The organism is Anaerolactibacter massiliensis, from assembly GCF_900290205.1.
GTDB classification, from domain to species: Bacteria; Bacillota_I; Bacilli_A; order Erysipelotrichales; family Erysipelotrichaceae; genus Bulleidia; species Bulleidia intestinalis.
This window is the reverse complement of record NZ_OLMH01000002.1, coordinates 1,144,180-1,166,525: the sequence shown is the minus strand read 5'-3', so window position 1 is coordinate 1,166,525 and position 22,346 is coordinate 1,144,180. Positions and strand designations below refer to the sequence as shown.

21 protein-coding genes and 1 other annotated feature are annotated in these 22,346 nt (G+C 52.5%); of the genes, 18 read left to right on the top strand and 3 right to left on the bottom strand.

From position 1 onward, the window contains the following. Window positions 1-6: 6 nt before the first annotated feature. From coaE to C7E00_RS09075, 15 genes are all read left to right on the top strand, one after another. Window positions 7-612, top strand: a complete 606-nt coding sequence (coaE, locus tag C7E00_RS09145) for a dephospho-CoA kinase (RefSeq protein WP_105304000.1) — start codon at window positions 7-9, stop codon at window positions 610-612. Next, complete coding sequence (locus tag C7E00_RS09140) at window positions 602-1,783, top strand: DnaD domain protein (RefSeq protein ID WP_105303999.1); 1,182 nt, start codon at window positions 602-604, stop codon at window positions 1,781-1,783. Before coaE ends, C7E00_RS09140 begins: the two co-directional genes overlap by 11 nt. 3 nt (window positions 1,784-1,786) lie before the next feature. Then, the gene (locus C7E00_RS09135; RefSeq protein WP_105303998.1) at window positions 1,787-2,707 is read left to right on the top strand and encodes an ATP-binding protein; all 921 of its coding nucleotides are present in this window, start codon (window positions 1,787-1,789) and stop codon (window positions 2,705-2,707) included. A 33-nt stretch (window positions 2,708-2,740) separates the two neighbouring features. Next, window positions 2,741-3,703, top strand: a complete 963-nt coding sequence (gene pfkA / locus C7E00_RS09130) for a 6-phosphofructokinase (protein WP_105303997.1) — start codon at window positions 2,741-2,743, stop codon at window positions 3,701-3,703. 24 nt (window positions 3,704-3,727) lie between these two features. Beyond that, complete coding sequence (gene pyk, locus C7E00_RS09125; RefSeq protein ID WP_105303996.1) at window positions 3,728-5,167, top strand: pyruvate kinase; 1,440 nt, start codon at window positions 3,728-3,730, stop codon at window positions 5,165-5,167. Between the two features lie 53 nt (window positions 5,168-5,220). After that, window positions 5,221-5,844, top strand: coding sequence for an MBL fold metallo-hydrolase (locus C7E00_RS09120; protein WP_167836541.1), 624 nt, complete (start codon window positions 5,221-5,223; stop codon window positions 5,842-5,844). Between the two features lie 221 nt (window positions 5,845-6,065). Next, window positions 6,066-6,755 (top strand): ABC transporter substrate-binding protein, encoded by a 690-nt coding sequence (locus tag C7E00_RS09115; RefSeq protein WP_105303994.1) that lies wholly within the window; start codon window positions 6,066-6,068, stop codon window positions 6,753-6,755. Window positions 6,756-6,881: 126 nt separating this feature from the next. After that, window positions 6,882-7,090 (top strand) — a binding site (T-box leader). A 57-nt stretch (window positions 7,091-7,147) separates the two neighbouring features. Continuing rightward, window positions 7,148-8,839: a peptide ABC transporter substrate-binding protein gene (locus C7E00_RS09110; RefSeq protein ID WP_105303993.1), complete on the top strand. Its 1,692-nt coding sequence runs from the start codon at window positions 7,148-7,150 to the stop codon at window positions 8,837-8,839. Between the two features lie 53 nt (window positions 8,840-8,892). Beyond that, complete coding sequence (locus C7E00_RS09105; RefSeq protein WP_167836540.1) at window positions 8,893-10,842, top strand: alpha/beta hydrolase family protein; 1,950 nt, start codon at window positions 8,893-8,895, stop codon at window positions 10,840-10,842. Continuing rightward, window positions 10,823-11,743: an ABC transporter permease gene (locus C7E00_RS09100; RefSeq protein WP_105303991.1), complete on the top strand. Its 921-nt coding sequence runs from the start codon at window positions 10,823-10,825 to the stop codon at window positions 11,741-11,743. The genes C7E00_RS09105 and C7E00_RS09100 overlap by 20 nt, the downstream gene beginning before the upstream one ends. Before the next feature lie 12 nt (window positions 11,744-11,755). Beyond that, window positions 11,756-12,712, top strand: a complete 957-nt coding sequence (locus tag C7E00_RS09095) for an ABC transporter permease (protein WP_235897254.1) — start codon at window positions 11,756-11,758, stop codon at window positions 12,710-12,712. Between the two features lie 2 nt (window positions 12,713-12,714). Beyond that, the gene (locus tag C7E00_RS09090; RefSeq protein WP_105303990.1) at window positions 12,715-13,734 is read left to right on the top strand and encodes an ABC transporter ATP-binding protein; all 1,020 of its coding nucleotides are present in this window, start codon (window positions 12,715-12,717) and stop codon (window positions 13,732-13,734) included. Then, window positions 13,731-14,717: an ABC transporter ATP-binding protein gene (locus C7E00_RS09085; RefSeq protein WP_105303989.1), complete on the top strand. Its 987-nt coding sequence runs from the start codon at window positions 13,731-13,733 to the stop codon at window positions 14,715-14,717. Before C7E00_RS09090 ends, C7E00_RS09085 begins: the two co-directional genes overlap by 4 nt. Then, entirely contained in the window at window positions 14,710-16,113 is a 1,404-nt protein-coding gene (locus tag C7E00_RS09080; RefSeq protein WP_105303988.1) for an amidohydrolase, read from the top strand. The genes C7E00_RS09085 and C7E00_RS09080 overlap by 8 nt, the downstream gene beginning before the upstream one ends. Before the next feature lie 53 nt (window positions 16,114-16,166). Continuing rightward, complete coding sequence (locus C7E00_RS09075; RefSeq protein WP_105303987.1) at window positions 16,167-16,415, top strand: hypothetical protein; 249 nt, start codon at window positions 16,167-16,169, stop codon at window positions 16,413-16,415. Window positions 16,416-16,464: 49 nt separating this feature from the next. Here the strand turns inward: C7E00_RS09075 and C7E00_RS09070 are convergent, their stop codons facing one another. The 3 genes from C7E00_RS09070 to def form a co-directional block, all read right to left on the bottom strand. Beyond that, window positions 16,465-17,259: a helix-turn-helix domain-containing protein gene (locus C7E00_RS09070; protein ID WP_167836539.1), complete on the bottom strand. Its 795-nt coding sequence runs from the start codon at window positions 17,257-17,259 to the stop codon at window positions 16,465-16,467. 112 nt (window positions 17,260-17,371) lie between these two features. Further along, on the bottom strand, window positions 17,372-19,210 hold the full coding sequence (gene rnjA / locus C7E00_RS09065) for a ribonuclease J1 (protein WP_105303985.1): 1,839 nt from the start codon (window positions 19,208-19,210) through the stop codon (window positions 17,372-17,374). A gap of 81 nt (window positions 19,211-19,291) precedes the next feature. Next, entirely contained in the window at window positions 19,292-19,858 is a 567-nt protein-coding gene (def, locus tag C7E00_RS09060) for a peptide deformylase (protein ID WP_105303984.1), read from the bottom strand. Between the two features lie 166 nt (window positions 19,859-20,024). Between def and C7E00_RS09055 the strand changes: the two genes are divergently transcribed. The 3 genes from C7E00_RS09055 to coaD are packed head-to-tail and all read left to right on the top strand — an operon-like array spanning window position 20,025 to window position 22,329. Then, the gene (locus C7E00_RS09055; protein ID WP_239928553.1) at window positions 20,025-21,281 is read left to right on the top strand and encodes an FtsW/RodA/SpoVE family cell cycle protein; all 1,257 of its coding nucleotides are present in this window, start codon (window positions 20,025-20,027) and stop codon (window positions 21,279-21,281) included. Further along, the gene (gene rsmD, locus C7E00_RS09050) at window positions 21,278-21,844 is read left to right on the top strand and encodes a 16S rRNA (guanine(966)-N(2))-methyltransferase RsmD (RefSeq protein ID WP_105303982.1); all 567 of its coding nucleotides are present in this window, start codon (window positions 21,278-21,280) and stop codon (window positions 21,842-21,844) included. The genes C7E00_RS09055 and rsmD overlap by 4 nt, the downstream gene beginning before the upstream one ends. After that, window positions 21,841-22,329, top strand: coding sequence for a pantetheine-phosphate adenylyltransferase (gene coaD / locus C7E00_RS09045; RefSeq protein ID WP_105303981.1), 489 nt, complete (start codon window positions 21,841-21,843; stop codon window positions 22,327-22,329). Before rsmD ends, coaD begins: the two co-directional genes overlap by 4 nt. The last annotated feature ends 17 nt before the right edge of the window (window positions 22,330-22,346 follow it).

The following is a 22,346-nucleotide window of genomic DNA, read 5'->3' as shown; positions in this document are numbered from 1 at the left end:
GAATTCATGAAGAAAGTTGCAGTGACCGGAACGATCGGTTCCGGCAAATCGACGGTATCCATTCTGTTAAGGAGAAGGCATCTGCCGGTATTTGATGCGGATCATTACAGCCGCATCTGCATGCACCGGGATCAGCCGGTCTATGCAGAGATCGTGAAGACGTTCGGAACGGAGATCCTGGATGATCATGAGGAGATCGACCGGAAGATGCTTGCCTCGACCGTGTTCTCTTCTGAAGAGAAGCGGCATGCCCTGAATGGACTCGTGCATCCGTTTGTGCTGGAAGGTCTGCAGAAATTCTTTGACAGTCATGAGAAAGATCCGCTCGTCTTTGCTGAGATTCCTCTGCTGTATGAAGCAGGCTGGGAGAAGTATTTTGATGAGGTCCTCGTTGTGACATGCAGCGATGAAACAGCGGTGAAGAGGCTTGTGGAATACCGGAATTTCACGGAAGAAGATGCCAAGGCAAGATTGCGTTCTCAGATTTCGAAGGAGCAGCAGCTTGCAGAAGCGGATTACATCATTCACAATGATGGCAGCCTGAAAGAACTGAATCAGACAGTCGGAGCAGTTCTGAAAGAACTTCGCGGGGTGAAACGGCATGGAGCTTGATCCGAAAGATACGTATCGGACAGAAGGAACGGAATTTCTGAGCGAGGATGGGATTTCTTCGCTTGTTTCGCTGTATCAGCCGATTGTGGGCATGGATGCGGTGATGCTGTATCTGACCCTGCACAGCGAGGGCAGAAGGCAGAAGACGCTGGAGCCGCACAGCCGGCTGACCGCGATTCTGAATCGTTCGATAGATGAGATTGAACGGGCCAGAATCCATCTGGAAGAGATGATGCTGGTGAGAAGCTATGTGCTGAAAGGCGATTCGAAGAACAGCTATCTGTATCATCTCAATGCGCCGCTGTCTCCTTCTCTGTTTCTGGAGAACCGGGAGTTCTATGCAAGACTTGTTCAGGCACTGGGAAGAAAGAATGCGGAACTGAGTGCAGGAAAGTTCATGACTGGAACGAACCTGAAGGGATATGAAGACATCACCAGAAAGATCTCGCATTCCGTGCTGAGGGATTATGACAATGAGGTGACATTCCAGCAGGTGAAGCCGCGCTACCGGTTCAGCGGGGAAGATGTCTCGATCTCGTTTGATTATCAGTCCTTCCTCGAGAAGGCGACGAATCTGATCTTCCCGGTGGAACTGAGAACGCAGGAGAACATGAAGCTGATCGGACAGCTGGCCAGCATCTACGGAATATCTCCGGATCAGATGCTGATCTGCGTGAGCAGAGCATGCAATCTGAGCACGATGACGTTTGATGAAGAGAAGCTGAAGCTGTACTGCGCAAGGGCGAAGACAGAAGTCAGGAAAGTCAAGGATCCGTATGAGCTTCCGCCGGTTTCGTTTCTGCAATCGAAGCAGAACGGAGCCCAGGTCACGCTTGGCGACAAGAAGATTCTCGAGCATCTGTCGCTTGATATGCATTTCAGCTCAGAAGTCATCAATATTCTCGTGGAATATGTGCTGAATACGAGCGGAAACCGGCTGGTTCCGTCGTTTGTCGACAGCGTTGCTTCGCAATGGGCAAGAGATGGCGTGAATGACCGGAAGACGGCACTTGCGGAAACGAAGAAGATGAATGGCTATAAGAGCGGCAGAACTCCGCATCGCAATGTGCTGCCGGCATATTATCAGAAACCGGATTCAGCTTCGGAACAGAAGATCAGCGAAGAAGAAGCACGGTCTGTGGAAGCGCAGCTTCAGAGAATGGGGAAATAAGTTATGCAGAAAGCAGAGTTCCGGATGCCGGAAAAGACGGAAAAAGAACTGCGGGAAGATCAGGAACTGATTGCCTCGCTGAAGAAAGATCCGGCAGTGAAGAAACTGCTGGAGAAGGAAGAGATTCCGGAAAGCGTTCTGGAAGATAGGGCCTATACGTTCAAGCGGTGGCGGAAAGAAGTAGCGCCGTGTCTTGGCTGCAAGGCTCTTTCCGAGTGCCGGCAGAAGCGGAAAGGATACCGCATGGGATTGTCCTATGACGGTCTTTTGCAGGAGACGATGCAGGCGTGCCCGTATGAACGGGAAGCGGAGCAGAAGACTGCGCATCTTTCCAATTACCTGATCTCGGATCTCGGCGAGGAGCTTTCCTGCGTCCGGTTCCGGGAGATCCGGATGTCTGGAGAATCAAAGGAGTACACAGATGCAGTTCTGAAGGTCAGCACTGCCTGCGAGAATCATCAGGGAATCTATCTCTACGGGCCGATGGGTACCGGCAAGACGTATCTGGCGGCGTGTGCGGCGAACTATGTTGCTGGCTTTGATGGACGGCCTGCATTCGTGCATGTTCCGTCCTGGGCAGACCGGGTCAATGCGACGTACTATTCCGGCGAGTTCCGCACGGAAGTGTCCAGGATGAAGTTTGCAGACCTATTGGTTCTGGATGATATCGGTTCGGAAGAAGTGACGGATCGGTTAAGGTCTCTGCTGCTGTCGGTACTGGATGCACGCATGCAGAATCACCGCATGACGTGGTTCACGTCCAACGAGGACTTCACGTCTCTGAAGGATCATTTCACCGTCAGCTCAAAGGGAAATGAGGATGTGATGGAATCAGAACGGATCATGGAGCGGATCCGGGTACTTGCAGAACCGGTTTTCCTTGCTGGGAGCGATCGTCGTCATCTTTATCAATCCACAGAATAATGGTAGAATAAGGGCGATTTGGAGGATAGCGGAATGGTCCGTAAGATTGGGATTCTGACATCCGGCGGCGATGCCCCTGGAATGAATGCAGCGATCCGTGCGGTCACCCGCGTTGCACTCAGCAACGGTATTGAGGTGGTAGGTGTACGGGACGGATACCGGGGACTTCTGGATGAGAATTTTGAGACAATGACCCGTTCTTCCGTTTCGGACATTCTGGATCGCGGCGGAACGAAGCTTGGTTCGGCGCGGCTTCCGGAGTTCAAGGAAGATGAAGTGCAGGAGAGGTGCGTTGCGACGATGAAGAAGAGCGGTATTGATGCCCTGGTCGTCATCGGCGGCGATGGTTCCTACCGCGGAGCGCTGGCGCTGACGCAGAGAGGAATCAACTGCATCGGTCTGCCGGGAACGATTGACAATGATATTCCGGGAACGGATTTCACGATCGGCTTTGATACAGCTCTGCATACGTGCGTCGAGTGTGTCGATAAGCTCAGAGATACGAGCAGCTCACATCATCGGGCAAGTGTGGTCGAGGTCATGGGCAATCATTGCGGCGATCTCGCATTATATACGGCAATCAGCTGCGGTGCGGAGATGGTCATCACGCCGGAGACCGGCTATGATGAGCTCGAAGTGCTGGAGAAACTGAGATATCTTGGCGAAGCGGTGCATAAGAACCATGCGATCATCATCATCTCCGAGAAGATCACGGATGTGGATGCGCTGGCCAAGAAGATTTCGCAGAATACAGGGTTCAGCGGCAGAGCAACCGTGCTTGGTCATATTCAGCGCGGCGGCAGCCCGACTCCGAAGGACCGCATGCTTGCCAGCATGATGGGTGAGAAGGCTGTGGATCTCCTGATGGAGGGGATCGGCGGTCAGTGTGTCGGAATCATCGATAACTGCATTACCTCCATGCCGATCAATGAAGCGCTGGAGCGCCCGCGGCAGAGCCGCAAGCGTCTCTACAGACTGTTTGATCGTCTGGTATAGAATCAGCTGAAAGGGGATCTCAAAATGGAAGATCAGAAGAATCACTTATTCAAGAAAACGAAAGTAATCTGCACCATCGGCCCGGCAAGCGAAGACAAGGATACGCTCCTCAAGCTCGCTAATGCCGGCATGAATATTGCCCGCATGAATTTCTCTCATGGTACGCATGAAGAGCACCTCGAGAGAATCAAGAGAGTCCGTGAAGTCAGCGATACGAGCGGAATCAATCTGGCCGTTGCGCTGGATACCAAGGGACCTGAAATCCGCTGCGGCGTCTTCAAGAATGATGTCGAGGAATATCACAAAGGCGAGATTGTCTATGTGGAGAAAGCCGAGATCGAAGGAACGCATGAGCGTTTCCATATCGACTGCCCGGAGCTCTTTGATGATCTGAAGCCGAACAACTATATCCTGATCAATGACGGAAAGATGAGGCTCACCGTTCTCGAGAATGACGGCAATGAGCTCAAGTGCCGTGTCGAAGTCAACGGGCCGATCAGCTCCCGCAAGGGCTGCAACGTGCCTGGTGTCAAGCTTTCGATGCCGTTCCTTTCTGCAAAGGATGAAGCAGACCTGCGCTTCGGCTGCGAGAATGATGTCGATTTCATCTTCGCTTCCTTCACCCGCCGGGCAAGCGATGTCAACCAGATCCGCAAGATTCTGATTGAAGAAGGAAAACCGAAGATTCAGATCATCGCGAAGATCGAGAACCAGGAAGGCTATGACAACATCGATTCCATTCTGGAAGCTGCTGATGGCGTCATGGTTGCCCGCGGCGATCTCGGCGTGGAAATACCGACCCAGATGGTTCCGGTCTATCAGAAGAATATCATCAAGAAGGCAAACATCATCGGCAAGCCGGCGATCACTGCTACGCATATGCTGGATTCCATGACCCACAATCCGCGCTGCACGCGTGCAGAAGCTTCTGATGTCTGCAACGCAGTGCTCGATGGTTCCGACGGCGTCATGCTGAGTGCAGAATCTGCTGCCGGCGAATATCCGGTAGAGTCCTGCGAGATGATGTCTGAGATCTGCGAAGAAGCAGAGCGCATCATCCCTTACCGCGATCGTCTGGAAATCTCCAAGCGTTCCAGCAACCGCACGATTCAGGATGCGATCGGTATTTCCGTATCCGATGCAACCCTGACCCTCGAGAATGTCGGTGCAGTCGTTGCCTTCACCCAGGGTGGCACGACGGCCCGCAGAATTTCCAAATTCCGTCCGTGTGTTCCGATTCTTGCAATTACATTTACGAAGAGCACCCAGAGAAAGCTGGAAAGCTACTGGGGCGTGACTCCGATTTTCTCGGATGTGCAGAATAATATGACCAATGATGATGACCTGGCATGCCTGTTCGCAAAGGGTTACGGCATCAAGCCTGGTCAGCTGATCATCCTCACCGCCGGGTACCCGACAGGCGAGGGTTCTGCGAACATGATGAAGATCATCCAGGTCAAGTAAACAGACAGTGCAGGGAAGGGGAAACCCTTCCTTTGCTGTTTCAGGAGGTTCTTATGACAGCAATTACTTATTACGGACATTCCTGCTTCCGCCTGGAAGCAGATAACGGCTGGAGTGCCGTATTCGATCCCTATGAAGACTACAGTGTACCGGGACTGAAGCTTCCTCGCACGATCACCGCAGATGAAGTCTTCATCAGCCATCCTCATGAAGACCATAACGCTGCTCATCTCATTCAGATGAACAGGCGGAAGCTGCACAGCCCTTATGAAGAAAGCGCGCTGATCGTCCCGCACGATGACGCTAATGGCACCAAGCGCGGCATGAATCAGATCCGGATCCTGGAAAACAGCAGTGAGAAGATCGTGCATTTCGGAGATCTCGGCAGAATGCTGAACATCGAGGAAATCAGCCGTCTTCATCATGCGGATGTGATCATGATTCCATGCGGCGGCTATTATACCATCGACTCCCGGATTGCCCGTGCGATCATCGAGCGGGTCGAACCGAAGCTTGCGATCCTGATGCATTACCGCACGGATACTTCCGGCTATTCCATGCTGGAGAACATCGCTCAGCTGAAAGAGACGATGCCGGAACTCATTCAGACAGATCAGGATGAGATCACGCTCGGATCTTGCAGCGGAATTATCCTGATGAAGGCAAGACAGAAGTAGTCAGAACTCAGACAGACCTGTGATACACAGATCTGTCTTTTTTCATGTCCTGACTGGTCCTGATTCTGCGGTTTCATGATTTTTCTGAATGACTCTGTCGATGACAAGAAACAGAGTTTTCTTAAGATGCCACTCCTAGGGACAAATTGGTCAGAAATAATGTATAGAGAATTTGGCGACCAGCTTCTCTGACTGCAAGAGATGGTCAGAAGCAAAGACTGATGAAATGTGCAGAAGCGATTGACAAGACTTCTCTGGCTGACGTGATAGGCGGCGAGAGCTTCTATCCGCCGATGTATGGCTATGTTCCGAAAGGATTTGCCGGCAATCACGGTGATTACCGTGAAGAAGGCGATCAGGCAGCAGAAGATGCCGGAAACATGATTTCGTATGATCCGGAGGATGCCATGGCACTGCTGGCAGCCGCCGGATATGATGAAAGCAATCCGCTGCATATCACATACAAGTATTCCAATTCCGGCATCGGTGCTGATGTCGCAGCCGTGCTGCAGCAGATGTGGACGGCAATTGGGGTGGAAGTAGACTTTGAAGCAGTGGAATCCGGCGTCTATTATGACCTGCTTGATGCCGGCGACTTCGAGATTGCCCGGTATGGACTGAACGCTTCAGATTCTTCCATCGAGTTTCTTGATATCTGGACCAGCGGGATGCAGATCACTGCAGCTGTAGATGATCCGACTTACGATCAGAGGGTCGAGAATGCCAAGGAAATCACAGATCCGAGTGAATTCATCAATGCCTGCCATGAGGCAGAATCTTATCTGTACTACGAGAATGTCTATGTGAATCCGCTGTTCCAGAACATCTCCGCATATCTGGTCCAGGAAGGACTGCATGGCTATGAGGCAGATGGCGGCAGCACCTTCTACGGATACTGCTATTACGACTGACTCTGGGAACAATGGCTTTAAATTCCTTGATGTAAAATTGTTTCATATAAATGTAAATACTTTTTACTTGGTGAAAAAAACATGTAATAAATGCTTGCATTTTCATTTGCGGGTAGTAAGATGCTAATATCTTCAGAGAACAGAAGAGTACCTGAGACAGGGACGATAGCGAGCCGGAGAGGGTGGAAGTCCGGCAGTCATCCATTTTGGGGAAACGCATCTGGGAGAAGCTGTCCTGAATGATCAGTAGGGACGGAGTAAGCCGGCTTTAACGGCTAAGAGCGGCCGGCATGACCGGCAAGCAGAGTGGTACCGCGGCTGAAGCCGTCTCTGAAGAACACTTCTTCATGGGATGGCTTTTTACGTTCATACCACAGCAAGGGAGAAAGAATATGAAAGGAAATTGGCTCAAGTCATTATTCGCAGCAGGGCTGGCTGTATCGCTGGCTGCGTGCAGCAGCGGTTCCTCCGCAGCGAGCAGCACTGCATCTGCAGGAACGGAAACTGCCGCAGCAGCTTCCGGAGATTCCGCAATCGTCGTCGCGACCAGTTCGCAGTTCACGACCCTGGACCCGGCCCTCAATACCGAGACCGTCAACAACCATGTCATCACGCATATCTATTCCGGCATGTTCCGTACAGATACCTCTGGCGTCGCACAGCCGGAGCTGGCCGACAGCTATGAAGTCAGCGATGACGGCCTGACTTATACGTTCCATCTGAAGGATGGCATTACGTGGTCGGATGGCACGCCGATCACCGCAGGAGACTTTGTCTATTCCTATCTCAGAGCATTGTCCTATGGTGCGGATAATGCCTGGGCAATCTATGATATGACGAGCTTCATCCAGGGTGCTGCAGAATACAATCAGGCAGCTCTGGAGGCCGGCGGTGACTTCGACTGCACGACTGCTGATCACAGCTATGTCGGCATTGAAGCACCGGATGATCAGACTCTGGTTCTTACCCTGAAGGTTCCATGCACCTATCTGCCGGGGCTGATGACGAGCAATGTCTGGACTCCGGTTCCGCAGGGCACGCCTCAGCATGATTCCCTCTGGTCGATGACAGCCGGATATGCTACTTCTGGTCCGTACACGCTGACGGATTTCAATGAGAATGACAAGGCAGTGCTGGTCAAGAATGATTCCTACTTCGATGCGGATTCGATCACGATGAACCAGATTACCTTCCAGGTCATGACTGATCAGGATTCTCAGGCAGTTGCATTCCAGTCCGGCGAGATTGATATCGCTGATTCGGTTACGATTGATACTGCTAAGAGCTATGAAGGTACTGACAGCCTCTGGCTGCTCAATACTCCGGTCAACTACTTCCTGGCAATCAATTCCGGCGATACCGGTCCTGACTGGGCAAAGGATGTCAATGTCCGCAAGGCACTGGCTGAAGCAATTGACAAGGATGCACTCACTGATGTGCTCGGCGGAACGGATTTCTATCCGGTACTGAATGGCTACATTCCTTTCGGTTTAGCTGGAAATGACGGAGATTTCCGTGAGGAAGGCGACAAGGAAGCGGAAGAAAAGGGACTGACGATCTCGTATGATCCGGATGATGCGAAAGCACTTCTGGCAGCAGCCGGATATGATGAAAGCAACCCGCTGCATATCACTTACAAGTATTCGAACTCCGGCATCCACGGTGATGTTGCGACGGTCCTGCAGCAGATGTGGCAGGCAGTCGGAATCGAGGTAGACTTCGAAGCAGTCGAGTCCGGCGTCTTCTATGATCAGCTCGATCAGGGCGACTTCGAGATTGCCCGTTACGGATATTCCGCAGGTGATTCTCCGATCCAGTTCCTCGATCTCTGGACCACAGGAATTCAGGTCACTGCAGCAGTGGATGATGCGACGTTCGATCAGATGGTAGCGGATATCAAGCAGATCGCCGATCCGGCAGAATTCATCACGAAGTGCCATGAAGCAGAAGAATATCTCTATTACGAGAATGTCTATGTGATCCCGCTGTTCCAGTACACGTCACAGTATCTGGTGAATGCGGACCTGGCCGGATATGAGCTGGATGGAACGAATACGTTCTACGGCCACGCCTATTTCAAATGATTCCCAGGCAGAGGAGTCTGACTCCTCTGCCTCATTTTAAGAAAGGATCTGAAATGGAACTTGTCAGAAAAGAAGACATTGCAAAGCTCAGCTGCCTGAATCATCTGGTGCTGAGCCCGGATCAGGAGACCGCAGTCTTCACGGAAATCACTCCGGACCTCAAGGAGAACAAGGAACACAGGAATCTCTATGTCCTGGTTCCGGAAACCGGAAAGGTATCTCAGCTTACGTCCGGAAACAGTGATGACATGGCAGTATTCGAAGACGATCGCACGATCCTCTTCATGAGCGGACGGAAAGAATCGGAAACGGATCCGCACAGCAGCTTCTATCGCATCGATGTGAATGGCGGTGAGGCAGTGCCAGCATTTGAACTGGATGAAGACGTTGAGAAGATCTGGAAGCTTCCGGAAGGAAAGTATCTGCTGAAAATCTGCAGAGACCGCTATCGTTTGGATCCGAAAGAAAAGGCCAGCGATGTGCATGTGGCGGAAGAGATTCCGGTATGGGCAAATGGCAGAGGATTTGTGGCAGGAAAGAGATCGGGATTATTCCTCTTTGATCCTGAAACGAAAGAACTGAAGGATATCACGGATCAGAATGAGGATACCGCGCATACCTGCGTGTATGGCTCTAAGGTTCTCTGGATCAGCCGGACGTTCGATGACATTCTGCCGGAGACAAGCACGCTGAAGCTGCTTGATATCTCGACTGGAGAAAAGCAGATCCTCGTTCCGGAAGGATTCATGAGGGTCAGCTTCTGCACATTCACGGACAAGGCAATCGTATTTGCCGGCACCGACATGAAGCCATGGGGACTCGGACAGCTGTGTGATTTCTATCAGGCTGATCCGAAGACCGGAACGTATTTTCCTGTTCATCAGAATGCGGAAGATCTTGCGATCGGCGATACACCGCTGACGGATACGCTGCGTCCTTCGGGAACGGTGTTTGCCGGAAGCGGAAGCGAAGTCTATTTCACGGCAATGTGCCATACGCATACGGATCTCTACAAGCTGTCTGCAGACGGAGAAATCTCAGAAGCAGCAGATGCAGAAGGCGGCGTGATTCTGAACTTTGCGAAGACGGATGCAGGATTGATCACGATCCAGGCTCCGGTCAATGGCCTGAGCCAGGTATGCGTGAATGGAAAGTGTGTCTATGATCCGAATGCGTCCTATCTGAGGGAACATGTCGTCTCACCGGTGAAGAAGCTGTCCTTCACGAACCGGAATGGCGATATCGTCGAAGGCTTCTATCTCGAACCTGCAGGCGCAACGAAAGAACGGGCGGCTGGCGTGCTTGAGATTCATGGCGGTCCGAGATGTGCATACGGACTGACGTTCTACCATGAGATGCAGACGCTGGCGGCAGATGGATACTATGTCTTTTTCTGCAATCCGCATGGCAGCGAAGGCTATGGCGAAGCGTATGCAGACCTGCGCGGAAAGTACGGAACGATCGATTATGAAGATCTGATGGACTTCACGGATGAGGTGCTTAAGCAGCTTCCGATTGATCCGGAGAGAATCGGAGCAGGCGGCGGCAGCTATGGCGGCTTCATGAGCAACTGGATTGAAGGGCATACCGACCGCTTTGCGGCAATCGTGTCGCAGCGTTCGGTCTCGAACTGGGTATCGGACTTCGGAGCAAGTGAGATCGGCGTCTCGTTTGATTCCAATGAGATGGCTGCAGATCCGTGGAGCGATATGCAGGCGATGTGGAAACAGTCTCCGCTTGCCTATGCGGATCATGCCAAGACCCCGATTCTGTTCCTGCACAGCTTATGCGATTACAACTGCACGATCGATCAGGGAATGCAGATGTATACGGCGATGAAGTATTTCCATGTGCCTGCCAGGATGGTGATGTTTGAAGGAGAGAACCATGGACTCAGCCGTTCGGGCAAGCCTCAGCACAGAATCCGGAGGCTGAAGGAAATGACAGAGTGGTTCCATACGTATCTGGAGAAAGGAGAAGGGAATGGGGAAGTATCTTGCTAAGAGAATTCTGCTCGGAATCGTGACGCTGTTTGCATTGATGTTCATCACGTTCTTCCTGATGCATTCCATCCCTGGTTCTCCGTTTGCCGGGGAGACCTCACGTCTTCCTGCATCGGTCAGAGATGTGCTGATTCAGAAATATCAGCTCGATCAGCCGATCAGCGTGCAGTTTCTGGCCTATCTGAAAAATGTGCTGCATGGTGATTTCGGAACGTCCCTGAACCGCAAGGGAACAACGGTCATGTCGATTATTCAGAAGGGTCTGCCGACGACAGCAAAGCTTGGCGCAGCTGCCTTCGTGGTTGCGATGGTTGCCGGCATTGCGCTGGGCATCGCATCTGCCCTCTCGAATAAAGCATGGGTGCAGGGCCTTGCTGCATTCTTCGGTACGATCGGTGTGTCCGTGCCGAGCTTCCTGCTGGCGCTGCTGCTGATGTTCGTGTTCGGTGTCTGGCTGCACTGTCTGCCAGTCATCGGTCTCAATACCCCGCAGAGCTACATCATGCCAAGCGTTGCCCTGGCAATGAGTCCGATTGCGATGATTTCGCGTCTGACCAGATCCTCCTTAACTGAGGAGATGAAGCAGGATTACATGATCCTGGCTCGTTCCAAGGGCACCAGCAAGAAAAGGGCAATTCTTCATCATGCGATGAAGAATGCCAGCATTCCGGTCATCACCTATGCCGGACCGCTGCTGGCGACACTTCTTACCGGTTCATTCGTCGTCGAGACGATGTTCTCGATTCCGGGTATCGGCGCTGAGTTTGTCAACAGTGTCTCCAACCGTGACTATACGATGATCATGGCGCTGACCATCATCTATGGTGCTGCCATCATCGTTGCCAACATCGTGACCGATCTGATCACGGCGATGATCGATCCGCGTATCCGTCTGAAGTAAAGGAGGGAAAACATGTCTGAACTGGAAATGAAACAGCCGTATCCGGATGCTCAGAGTGTTCCGGAAAGCGAATTCGAACCGCTTCCGGATTCGGAAAAAGACGCCGAATTCGTAGCCATGGAATCCCGTACCTACTGGTCGGATGTATGGCGCAATTTCAGAAAGAACAAACTGGCGGTAGTCAGCCTCGTGTTCCTGATCGTGATGATTCTCTTAGCGATCTTCGTGCCGATGTTCTCTCCGTATACGTATGACGGACAGGATCTGACGACCCGCAATGCGATGCCATCGCTTGCCCATCTGTTCGGAACGGATAAGTTCGGCAGAGATATCTTCGTGCGGGTGATGTACGGCGCGAGAATCTCTCTGTCGGTCGGGTTTGCGGCAGCTGGCATCAATCTCGTGATCGGCACGATCTACGGCGGCATTGCCGGATACTGCGGCGGCAAAGTCGATCTGATCATGATGCGGATCGTCGATATCATCTATGCTGTCCCGACCCTGCTGTACGTCATCCTGATCATGCTGGTGTTCGGATCGAATGTCTGGTCCGTGCTGCTGGCAATCTGCGTGAGCTCCTGGGTCGGACTTGCCCGTCAGGTCAGAGCCCAGGTCATGTCCCTGAAAGAACAGGAATATGCTCAGTGTGCCAGAGTCATGGGTGCTTCGGATGCCCGGATTCTGTTCCGCCATCTGATTACCAACAGCATCGGCCCGATCATCGTCAACACGACTCTGATGGTTCCGAGTGCCATCTTCACCGAAGCATTCCTGTCCTTTGTCGGCATCGGCATCTCGATTCCGCAGGCTTCCTGGGGCACGATGGCAAACGATGCCCGTTCTCTGATCAGCTCCTATCCGCTGCAGATGGTATGGCCGGTTGCGGCAATCTGCCTCACGATGCTGGCTCTGAACTTTATCGGCGATGCGCTGAATGACGCGCTCGATCCGAAGAAACGGGGGCAGTGAACATGACCCGTCATATTCTTGAAGTCAATGATCTGGTCGTGAATTTCAGCACCGACCAGGGCACCGTCTATGCAGAACGGGGCATCACGTATGAAGTCAATGAAGGCGAGATTGTCGGCATCGTCGGCGAGTCCGGATCCGGCAAGTCCGTCTCGATGTATTCCGTCATGGGACTTCTGGCAGGCAATGGCAGAATCAAATCCGGCGAGATCATCCTGAATGGCGAAGACATCACGGCTTCTCATTTCAAGGATGAGAAAGCATATGAAAAACGCATGGATGAGATCCGCGGCAAAGAGATGTCGATGATTTTCCAGGATCCGATGACCTTTCTGAATCCGACCCTGACAATCGGAAAACAGATCAAGGAAATCATTCTGAACCATAACAAGGTCAGCGATGCCGAAGCGACGAAGCGGGCCATTGAACTGCTGAAGGAAGTCGGCATCAATGAACCGGAAAAGCGGATGACTCAGTATCCGCATGAATTCTCCGGCGGCATGCGCCAGCGTATCATCATCGCCATTGCCTTAGCCAATAAGCCATCGTTAGTCATCGCGGATGAACCGACGACTGCTCTGGATGTGACCATCCAGGCCCAGGTTCTCGACCTGATCAAGAACCTGTCGAAGAAGGAAGGTTCTTCCGTCATCCTGATCACGCATGACCTCGGCGTCGTCGCTTCGATGTGCGATTACATCTACATCATGTACGGTGGCAAGATTGTCGAATCCGGAACGGATCTCGATATCTTCTATCATCCGACCCATCCGTATACGATCGGTCTGCTGAACTGCATCACGAATCCGGAAGACGATACGTACAAGGAACTGCAGCCGATTCCTGGTTCTCCGCCGGATCTTCTGAAGCCTCCGGTCGGCTGTCCGTTTGCGGACCGCTGCAGCAAGGCGATGAAGATCTGCCGGAAACAGATGCCGGCCTTCACCCAGTTCACCGAGAACCACAAGAGTGCCTGCTGGCTGAATGAAGTGAAGCGCAGAAAGGGGGAGAGTCCGGTATGAGTGAACAGCCCATTGTATCGATCCAGCATCTGAAGACGTACTTTGATGTGACCAGAGGCATGTTTGCCAAGAAGCAGATCGTCAAGGCAGTCGATGATGTGTCGTTTGATGTGTATCCCGGTGAGACGTTCGGTCTGGTCGGAGAGTCCGGCTGCGGCAAATCCACGCTCGGCAGAACAATCGTCAAGATCTATGATCCGACTGGCGGCAAGATCTTCGTGAAGGGCAAGGACATCACAGAGCTGAAGGGCAAAGACCTGCATGAGTTCCGCAGAACCTGCCAGCTGATTTTCCAGGATCCGTATGCCTCGCTCGATCCGCGCATGACGGTCGGCGAAATCATCAAGGAACCGATGCAGATCAATCATCTCTACGGCACCGCAAAAGAACAGGAAGAGAAAGCGGAAGAGCTGCTGAAGCTCGTCGGCCTGAAACCGGACCATATCCGCCGCTATCCGCACGAATTCTCCGGCGGCCAGCGGCAGCGGATCTCGATCGCGAGAACCCTTGCCCTGAACCCGGAATTCATCGTCTGCGATGAACCGATCTCCGCCCTGGATGTTTCCATCCAGGCCCAGATCATCAATCTGCTCAAGCAGATCCAGAATGAACTCCATATTGCCTATCTCTTCATTGCCCATGACCTGGCCATGGTCGAGCATATCTCCGACCGCATCGGCGTCATGTACCTCGGCCACCTCGTCGAAATCGGCGAAGCCCGTGAGGTCTATCATCACCCGCTTCACCCGTATTCCCAGGCATTGCTGTCAGCAGTGCCGATTCCTGACCCGATCAAGGGCAAGAACAGCCACCGCCAGATTCTGCAGGGAGAGATTCCTTCTCCGATCAATCCGCCGGTATGCTGCCCATTCTGCACCAGATGTCCGTTTGCGGAAGAACGCTGCCATCACGAGATGCCGGCTATGAAAGACTACGGCGGACATTCGGCGGCCTGCTTCAAGCTGGAGAAAGAACATGAATAACCCATACGCAGAAGATCTGAAGAAACTGGCAAGATTCGTCTATTCGCATCCGGAACCAGGATTCTCGGAAGTCGAATCGAGCAATGCGCAGATTGAGTATCTGAAATCGCAGGGCTTTGCGGTGGAAACCGATCTCTGCCATACGCATACCGGCTACCGTGCTTCCTATGGAAGCGGGCATCCTGTGATTGCATTGCTCGGTGAGTTCGATGCATTATACGGACTCGGCCAGAAACCGGATGTTCCTGAACCATGCCCGGATGGAAAACCGATGGGACACGGCTGCGGACATCATATGCTCGGCACCGCCGTGATCGGAGCAGGACTCCTGATCCGCGATTATCTGAAAGAGAAGGGCATTCCGGGAACGGTCCGGATCTACGGATGCCCAGGTGAAGAAGCAGGGTCCGGAAAAGCCTACATGGCAAGAGATGGGGCCTTTGACGGCGTCGATCTCGCGTTCTCGTATCATCCGTCCGTATTCCACCAGGTATGCACCGGCAGTTCGCAGAGCTGCATTTCTGCCAACTTCCGCTTTCATGGCGTCGCTGCCCATGCGGCTGGCGAACCGCAGAACGGCAGATCCGCTCTCGATGCGGTCGAGCTCATGGATGTCGGTGCCAACTATCTGCGCGAGCATATGGAAAGCACGGACCGCATCCACTATGCGATCACGAATACCGGCGGCAGCTCGCCGAATGTTGTTCAGGCCGAAGCAGAAGTCAAGTATCTGATCCGTTCCACGAACAACCGCAAGTGCCTTGCTCTTTATGACCGGGTCAAGAAGATTGCCCAGGGAGCAGCGCTGATGACGGAGACTTCCGTTGATATTCTGTTTGATGAAGGCCTCTCGAATACGATCGTGAACTTCACGCTGGAGGATGTGCTGGCTGATGCATTCCGCAAAGCCGGTGCTCCGGTCTATACGAAGGAAGACCTGGCCTATGCGAAGAAGTTCTACGACACCTGGAAGGAACCCTATACGCTGGATCAGATTCCGTATCCGGTCAAAGACAAGCAGAAGCTGCTGGAGTCAGAGAAGACTTCTGTGATCGATGACTACTTCGTTGAGACGATTCATTCCGATCGCTGCGAGATGGGATCCACCGATGTCGGCGATGTGAGCTATGTTGTGCCGACCGCAACCCTGAATACGGCCTGCTACAGCTACGGTGCCAATGCGCATTCATGGCAATGGGTAGCTGAAGGCGCCAGCGAGATCGCGATGAAAGGCATGCTGAAGGGGTCTGAGGTATTGGCTCTGGCAGCAGAGTCTCTCTATGAACACCCGGAAACAGTGGAAGCCGCAAAGAAGGAATTTGCAGAACGGACCAAGGATGATCCGTATCAGTGCCTGATCCCGAAAGACGTGATGCCTCATCAGATCCTGATGTGAAGCGCTTGCAGAAACTTCTTTGCTGCAGAAAGCTTATTTCATGAAAACTCTTCATGATTCCGGAACGATCGCTGATCGGAATCAGCTCTCTCTTCGCTATAATACGGGCAAGCAAGGAGGAACAGGACATGGCTTACAACATGCAGATGATCAGCGTGGCAGCAGATGATGACCTGAATGCAGAAGTAGAAAGCTTCCGGATTCAGAACCATATCTGCACTAAGTCCGAGGCCGGCGCCGAACTCATGCGGCTTGGTCTTGAAGCTGCAAAAGCACATGCCGGTGCAGCAGAGAGACGCTGAAGCGTTTCCTGTTGACATATCGGTAAATGAAAGGGCAGAACTTCATCAATCAGTTCTGCCCTTTTTCTGACTTCTCTGCACTGGTCTCTTTTGCTGCTTTCTTCTTCTGAAGTCTCCGGTAGCGGGCCGGGGTCATCTGATACTGCTCATGGAACTTCTTCATGAAGTAGCTCTTGTCATGGAAGCCGATTCGGGTGGAGATCTCATCGATCTTCAGATCGGTTGTTGTCAGCAGATGCTCTGCTTCGTCCAGCCGCATTGACAGCAGTTTCTGCTTGAAGGTCTTTCCGGTGACCGTACGAAAGCGGGTGGAGAGATAGTTCGGATTGTAGCCGAACCGGGCAGCCGTATCTTCCAGGGTTGCCGTCGCATAATTCTCTTTCATGTAATCCAGGATTTCGGCAAATCTCGTATTGGATTCCAGAAATGCACTTGATGGTTCGATCTCTGCCGGGACGCAGCTGTCAATGGTCATGAAGAACCCGAGCATCAGCACTTTCATGATCCGTTCATGATGGTCCTGGTTCCTGACTGCCTCTGCCTTCAGCAGTGTGGTCCAGTCGGCGAGAACCGGGTTCTCTTCGGCCCGGAAGAAGATCGGCTGCCATACTTCTCCGGAAAGAAAGCGGGAAAGGACGGTGCAGTCTTTCAGTTCCTTCCGGAGATCTTCCGTGAAGAAAGATTCCCGGAACGTCAGTGAGATCAGGCTGCCGCGGCTTGAGGTCTTGTAGACAAATGCCTCCGGAGCAAGGATCAGATCGCCCTGATACATGGCCAGGCGGCTGCCTGGAAAACAGAAAGAACAGCTGCGCAGGCAGTACAGGATCGTAAAGTATCCGGTCATCCCGGCATCAGCATCGGAGAATACGACAGATTTCATATCGGAAAAATAGTATAAATTGCAATAAAAAGCAATAAGAAAACGCAGGCGGAATGATTTCGGCCTGCGTAATTACTTATTCGGCTTTCTCTTTTTCTTTTGATTTTGCGCTGTGAGAAGCAGTGCGGGTGTGCGGTTTTGCGGCCTTTGCCTGAATCTCCGCAATCGCAGCCTTCTGATTCAGGATGACCGGAATCACGATCGGATTCCGATTTGTGCGCTGGAACAGCCATGGCTCAAGCGAAGAGCGAATGCAGTTCTTCAGTTCGCCGAAGGTCGTGCGCTGCTGCATCTTCTGCTTCAGGGCATCGTAGACGACCAGTTCTGCTTCCTTGAGCAGGGTCTGATTGTCCTTGATATAGACGAATCCGCGGGAGACGATGCTCGGCCGGCAGAGGATCTTGTTATAGCGGCTGTCGATGGTCACGATGACCGCAACCAGACCGCTGCTTGCAAGGATCTGACGATCCTTGATGACGCTGGTAGATAAGCCGCTGGCATCGTTGCCATCAACATAGATCGCATCCGTCTGGATCCGTTCGTTGGCGATGAAGGCTTCTTCATTCCGCAGCACGACAATGTCGCCGTTCGAGCAGATGAAGCAGTGATCTTCCGGAACACCGGTTTCCTGGGCGGTAGCACTATGCTGCACGAGCATCTTGTATTCGCCATGGACCGGCATGAAGTATTTCGGCTTGATCAGGTTCAGCATCAGCTTCTGCTCTTCCTGCGGCGCATGTCCGGTGGTATGGAAAGACGTGAGCGGGGAGTTGACGACGACGTTGGCGCCGACTCTTGTCAGCTGATCGATGACACCGCTGACGCTGACGCCATTGCCCGGAATCGGGTTGGAGCTGAACAGGACTGTATCGCCTGGAATGATGTGAATGTATTTGTGCGTGCCATTCGCAATGCGCGAAAGAGCAGCCATCGGTTCACCCTGCGATCCGGTGCAGACAATGCAGATGCGGTTGGCAGGGAGGGTATTCAGATCGTTGCCGGTGATGAAGTTTTCATCGCTGATCTTGATGAATCCGATCTTTCTGCCGATCTCCAGCACATTCTCCATGGAACGTCCGAAGACAGCAACCTTGCGGTTGCAGGCAACGGCTGCCTGCAGAATCTGGTTCAGACGGTTGACATTCGACGCGAAGGTCGAGACAAGAAGTCTGCCCGGGGTCTTGCGGATCTGCTCCATGATTGCCATGGCAACCTTCTTCTCGGAAATCGAGAAGCCCGGAACGCCTGAGTTCGTGCTGTCGCTCATGAGCAGGGTCACGCCGACCTGGCCGATATATGCCATCTTCTGATAATCGGACTGCACGCCGATCGGGGTGAGATCGAATTTGAAGTCGCCGGTTTCGACGATGCGTCCGTTCGGGGTATTGATCAGGACTCCGAGAGAATCCGGAATCGAGTGAACGGTATTGAAGAAGCCTACATTGAAGTATTTCGTGCGGACCCGGCTGTCGCCGTTGATCTCGATGACCTTGCAGGCTCTGGTCAGATGATGCTCTTCAAGTTTCTTTTCGATCAGTGCCTTGGCAAAGCGCGGTGCGTAGATCTGCTTCAGATGGATCGAGCGCAGAAAGAACGGGATGCCGCCGATATGATCTTCATGACCATGGGTGATGATGAGCGCCTTGATCTTGGACGCATTCTTCTGCAGGTAGGAGAAGTCCGGAATGACATAGTCAATGCCGAGCAGTTCATCCTCCGGGAACAGCACGCCGCAGTCGACGATGATGATTTCGTCATCGTGTTCGAAGCAGTACATGTTTTTGCCGACTTCCCCGAGTCCGCCCATAGCATAAACAAGGGTGTCAGTCTTGTGATTGATCGCATTCCTGCTGTAATCCGGTTCCGGGACCTGCGTATAATGAGCCGGCCGTACAGCTTTTGCTTTTTCTTCCATTAATTATAAACCTCATTTCCAGATGCGATTGAATCCGTCAACCGCATTATATCATTCTTTGGAGACTGCACAATGCAGAAATCAGATCACCATTGCGCCGGGAACCTTGGCAAACGGATCCTTCTTGCTGATGTGATCATAGAACAGAACTCCCTTGAAGTGCTCCAGCTCATGCTGAAGGACAATGGCAAGATATCCTCTTGCCCGGATCGTGATGTTCGAATCCGTCAGAAGGTCGTAGCCCTTCACCGTAACCCGGGCATGTCGGACTACATATCCCTGATGTTCCTCGGGTACGGACAGACAGCCTTCGCCGCATTCCAGATATGCCGGCTGCACCGACGCGGAAACGATCTTCGGGTTGGCAAGCATGTACTGATAGACTTTCTCATTGCCAGCCGAGTCTTCTTCCTTGACGATGACTGCCGTCAGCTGCTTCTTCACGCCAAGCTGGATCGCACTGATGCCGACTGCCGGACGGAGGTTTCTAGCCTCAGCAAGCTCCGGCACGGTGCTGTCCTTGACATACTGGAACATATCTCTTAACAGCTGCTTGTCTTCTTCTGAAAGAGGAAGGGGAACTTCCTCAGACTTCTCACGGATAACAGGATTATCATCTTTGATAATCGTATCATTATTAATAATCATACTCTTTTCTCAATCTCCATACGGTATTCTAGCAGAAAGTGATTCCATGTCAAAAACAAATGCATCAGAAAGCGGCGCTGTAAGCGCTTAATCCAAACTTTTCCTCTCTGATCTGCAGGGTACAGGGCAGGATGCTCTCCCATTTGGAAATAAAGAGACTCATCCTTTGTGCTACAATCTTACTGCTATTATGACTGTTCTGGAACAGAACCGGCTGGCGGCAGTGCCGAAGAAAAAACAGAAACTGCTGTCTCTCCGCATGCCCGCAAAGAGCGATCGTGCCATTCAGGGAGCGATGATCGTGCTTTCCGTATACGGACTGCTGATGATCGCCAGTGCCTCGATGGGTCTTGCGGTCAATAATCAGAGATATCTTCTGCTTGTCGTTCTGAAGCAGATTGTCTTTCTTGCGGCAGGTTATTATGCCATGTGCTTCTTTGCCCGCCGGTTCTCGCTGAAGTACCTGCAGAGCTCGAAGTTTCCTCCGCTTGCCATCGGCATGGGCTTTGCGCTGATGGCATGCCTCGTGTTCCCGGAAGTCAATGGCGCCCGGGCATGGATCCGGGTTCCGGTCAGCAGTGTGGATATCTCGATTCAGCCATCTGAATTCGCCAAGATCATGACCTATCTCATCATTGCCGCATACTGCGGCGATGTGCGCACCCGCTATCCGCGGGGCAGGGATATCTGGAAGCGGCCGCTGATCTTCATCTTCAGCTATCTGATCATCATCGCGGCATTTCAGTCTGATGCCGGTTCGGCTGCCGTCATCGTGCTGATCGCTGCCTTCTGCATGCTCATTCCGGCAAACAAGCAGCTGAAGCCGATTCAGGGACTCATTGCAGGTCTATTGATTCTTGGCATCGTATTCTTCCTGTTTCTGATGACGGATCAGGGCGTTGCGCTCATCGAGAAACTGCCGCTGAAGGAATATCAGAAGAACCGTTTCCTTTCTTCCATCAATCCTTTCGTCGACCGCTATAATACCGGCTATCAGCTCGTCAACGGCCTGATCAGCTTTGCTTCCGGCGGCTGGACGGGACTGGGCTTCGGCAACTCCGTACGCAAATACACGAACTTCCCGGCCGCGAATACCGACTTCATTCTCGCAATCGTCGTCGAGGAGATGGGCCTGATCGGCTTCCTGCTGATCTTCATCCCGTATCTGATCATTGTCATCCAGCTGTTCCGCTATGCGATGAAGATGAGAAGCGAGAAGGGCAGAATCATCCTGGTCGGCACGGCATTATACTTAGTCATCCACTGCCTGTTTAACATCGGCGGAGTTACCGGACTGATTCCGCTGACCGGCGTCCCGCTGCTGATGATTTCTTCCGGCGGTTCTTCGACCCTGTCGTTCATGTCGGCAATCGGCATTGCCCAGGCTGTCATCTCCGCTTATCGCAGAAAGGAAATCCAGTGAGAATCGTAGCCGGGGAGTGGGGATCCCGGAAACTTGAAACCCTCAGCGGTTCCCTGACCAGACCGACGCTCGACAAAGTCCGCGAAGCAGTCTTTTCCACGCTTGGCGGCTTCTTTTCCGGCGGGGTTGTGTTCGATCTTTATGCAGGCTCTGGTGCAGTCGGCCTGGAAGCATTGAGCAGGGGGATGGAACATGCGTATTTCGCTGACCGCAATCCTGCGGCCTGCCGCATCATTCGGAACAATATCGCTTCTCTTCATACTGAAGAGAAGTGCACGGTCTATCACGTTTCTGCAAGAAAAGCCATCGAGCTGCTGGCAGAGAAAGAAGTCAGAGCAGATATCGTCTATCTCGATCCTCCGTATGCAGAACAGGAGAATGAAGCGATTCTATCCCTGCTGTCAGAGAAACATCTGCTGAACCCCGGAGCAGTCATTGCCGTGGAATCCCTGAAGGAAGAATCCTTTGCTGCTTCCATCGGCTCGCTTCAGCGGGTTCTGGAAAAGATCTACGGCATCTCGAAAGTCACATATTATAAGGAAAAAGCAGGAGAACACATATGAAAGCAATCTACCCCGGAACATTCGACCCGATCACGAACGGCCATCTCGATATCATCGAGCGTGCATCTCATGCCTTTGATGAAGTGACGGTCGTTATCATGAGAAATCCGAACAAGCACGTTCTGTTCACGGAAGAAGAGCGGGCCGAGATGATTGAGCAGAGCATCGAAGCGCTGACGAATGTCCATAATGTACATGTGGCGATCGGCAGCGGCCTGACCGTAAAGTTTGCAAGAGGCCATCATGCCGGCGTCATCATCAGAGGCATCCGCGCTGTTTCCGATTATGAATATGAGCTGCAGCAGGCTACTGCGAACCTGATGCTCGATGATACGATCGAGACACTGTTCTTCATTGCCAGGCCGGAGTATTCCTTTCTGTCCTCTTCGGCAGTCAAGGAGATCGGTTCCAACGGCGGCAGCCTGGAGGGCTTCGTGCCCCGGCCGATCATTGGCAGAGTGACAGAAAAACTTCAGCAGATATGACCATCTCCGGATGGTTT

Coding starts and splice junctions, on each gene's coding strand:
- C7E00_RS09100 (WP_105303991.1), top strand. CDS start 10,823: ATGGGGAAGTATCTTGCTAAGAGAATTCTGCTCGGAATCGTGACGCTG.
- C7E00_RS09110 (WP_105303993.1), top strand. CDS start 7,148: ATGAAAGGAAATTGGCTCAAGTCATTATTCGCAGCAGGGCTGGCTGTA.
- pfkA (WP_105303997.1), top strand. CDS start 2,741: ATGGTCCGTAAGATTGGGATTCTGACATCCGGCGGCGATGCCCCTGGA.
- C7E00_RS09140 (WP_105303999.1), top strand. CDS start 602: ATGGAGCTTGATCCGAAAGATACGTATCGGACAGAAGGAACGGAATTT.
- coaE (WP_105304000.1), top strand. CDS start 7: ATGAAGAAAGTTGCAGTGACCGGAACGATCGGTTCCGGCAAATCGACG.
- pyk (WP_105303996.1), top strand. CDS start 3,728: ATGGAAGATCAGAAGAATCACTTATTCAAGAAAACGAAAGTAATCTGC.
- C7E00_RS09115 (WP_105303994.1), top strand. CDS start 6,066: ATGAAATGTGCAGAAGCGATTGACAAGACTTCTCTGGCTGACGTGATA.
- C7E00_RS09080 (WP_105303988.1), top strand. CDS start 14,710: ATGAATAACCCATACGCAGAAGATCTGAAGAAACTGGCAAGATTCGTC.
- rnjA (WP_105303985.1), bottom strand. CDS start 19,210: ATGGAAGAAAAAGCAAAAGCTGTACGGCCGGCTCATTATACGCAGGTC.
- C7E00_RS09135 (WP_105303998.1), top strand. CDS start 1,787: ATGCAGAAAGCAGAGTTCCGGATGCCGGAAAAGACGGAAAAAGAACTG.
- C7E00_RS09120 (WP_167836541.1), top strand. CDS start 5,221: ATGACAGCAATTACTTATTACGGACATTCCTGCTTCCGCCTGGAAGCA.
- C7E00_RS09070 (WP_167836539.1), bottom strand. CDS start 17,259: ATGACCGGATACTTTACGATCCTGTACTGCCTGCGCAGCTGTTCTTTC.
- C7E00_RS09085 (WP_105303989.1), top strand. CDS start 13,731: ATGAGTGAACAGCCCATTGTATCGATCCAGCATCTGAAGACGTACTTT.
- C7E00_RS09095 (WP_235897254.1), top strand. CDS start 11,756: ATGTCTGAACTGGAAATGAAACAGCCGTATCCGGATGCTCAGAGTGTT.
- C7E00_RS09075 (WP_105303987.1), top strand. CDS start 16,167: ATGATTCCGGAACGATCGCTGATCGGAATCAGCTCTCTCTTCGCTATA.
- coaD (WP_105303981.1), top strand. CDS start 21,841: ATGAAAGCAATCTACCCCGGAACATTCGACCCGATCACGAACGGCCAT.
- C7E00_RS09090 (WP_105303990.1), top strand. CDS start 12,715: ATGACCCGTCATATTCTTGAAGTCAATGATCTGGTCGTGAATTTCAGC.
- C7E00_RS09105 (WP_167836540.1), top strand. CDS start 8,893: ATGGAACTTGTCAGAAAAGAAGACATTGCAAAGCTCAGCTGCCTGAAT.
- def (WP_105303984.1), bottom strand. CDS start 19,858: ATGATTATTAATAATGATACGATTATCAAAGATGATAATCCTGTTATC.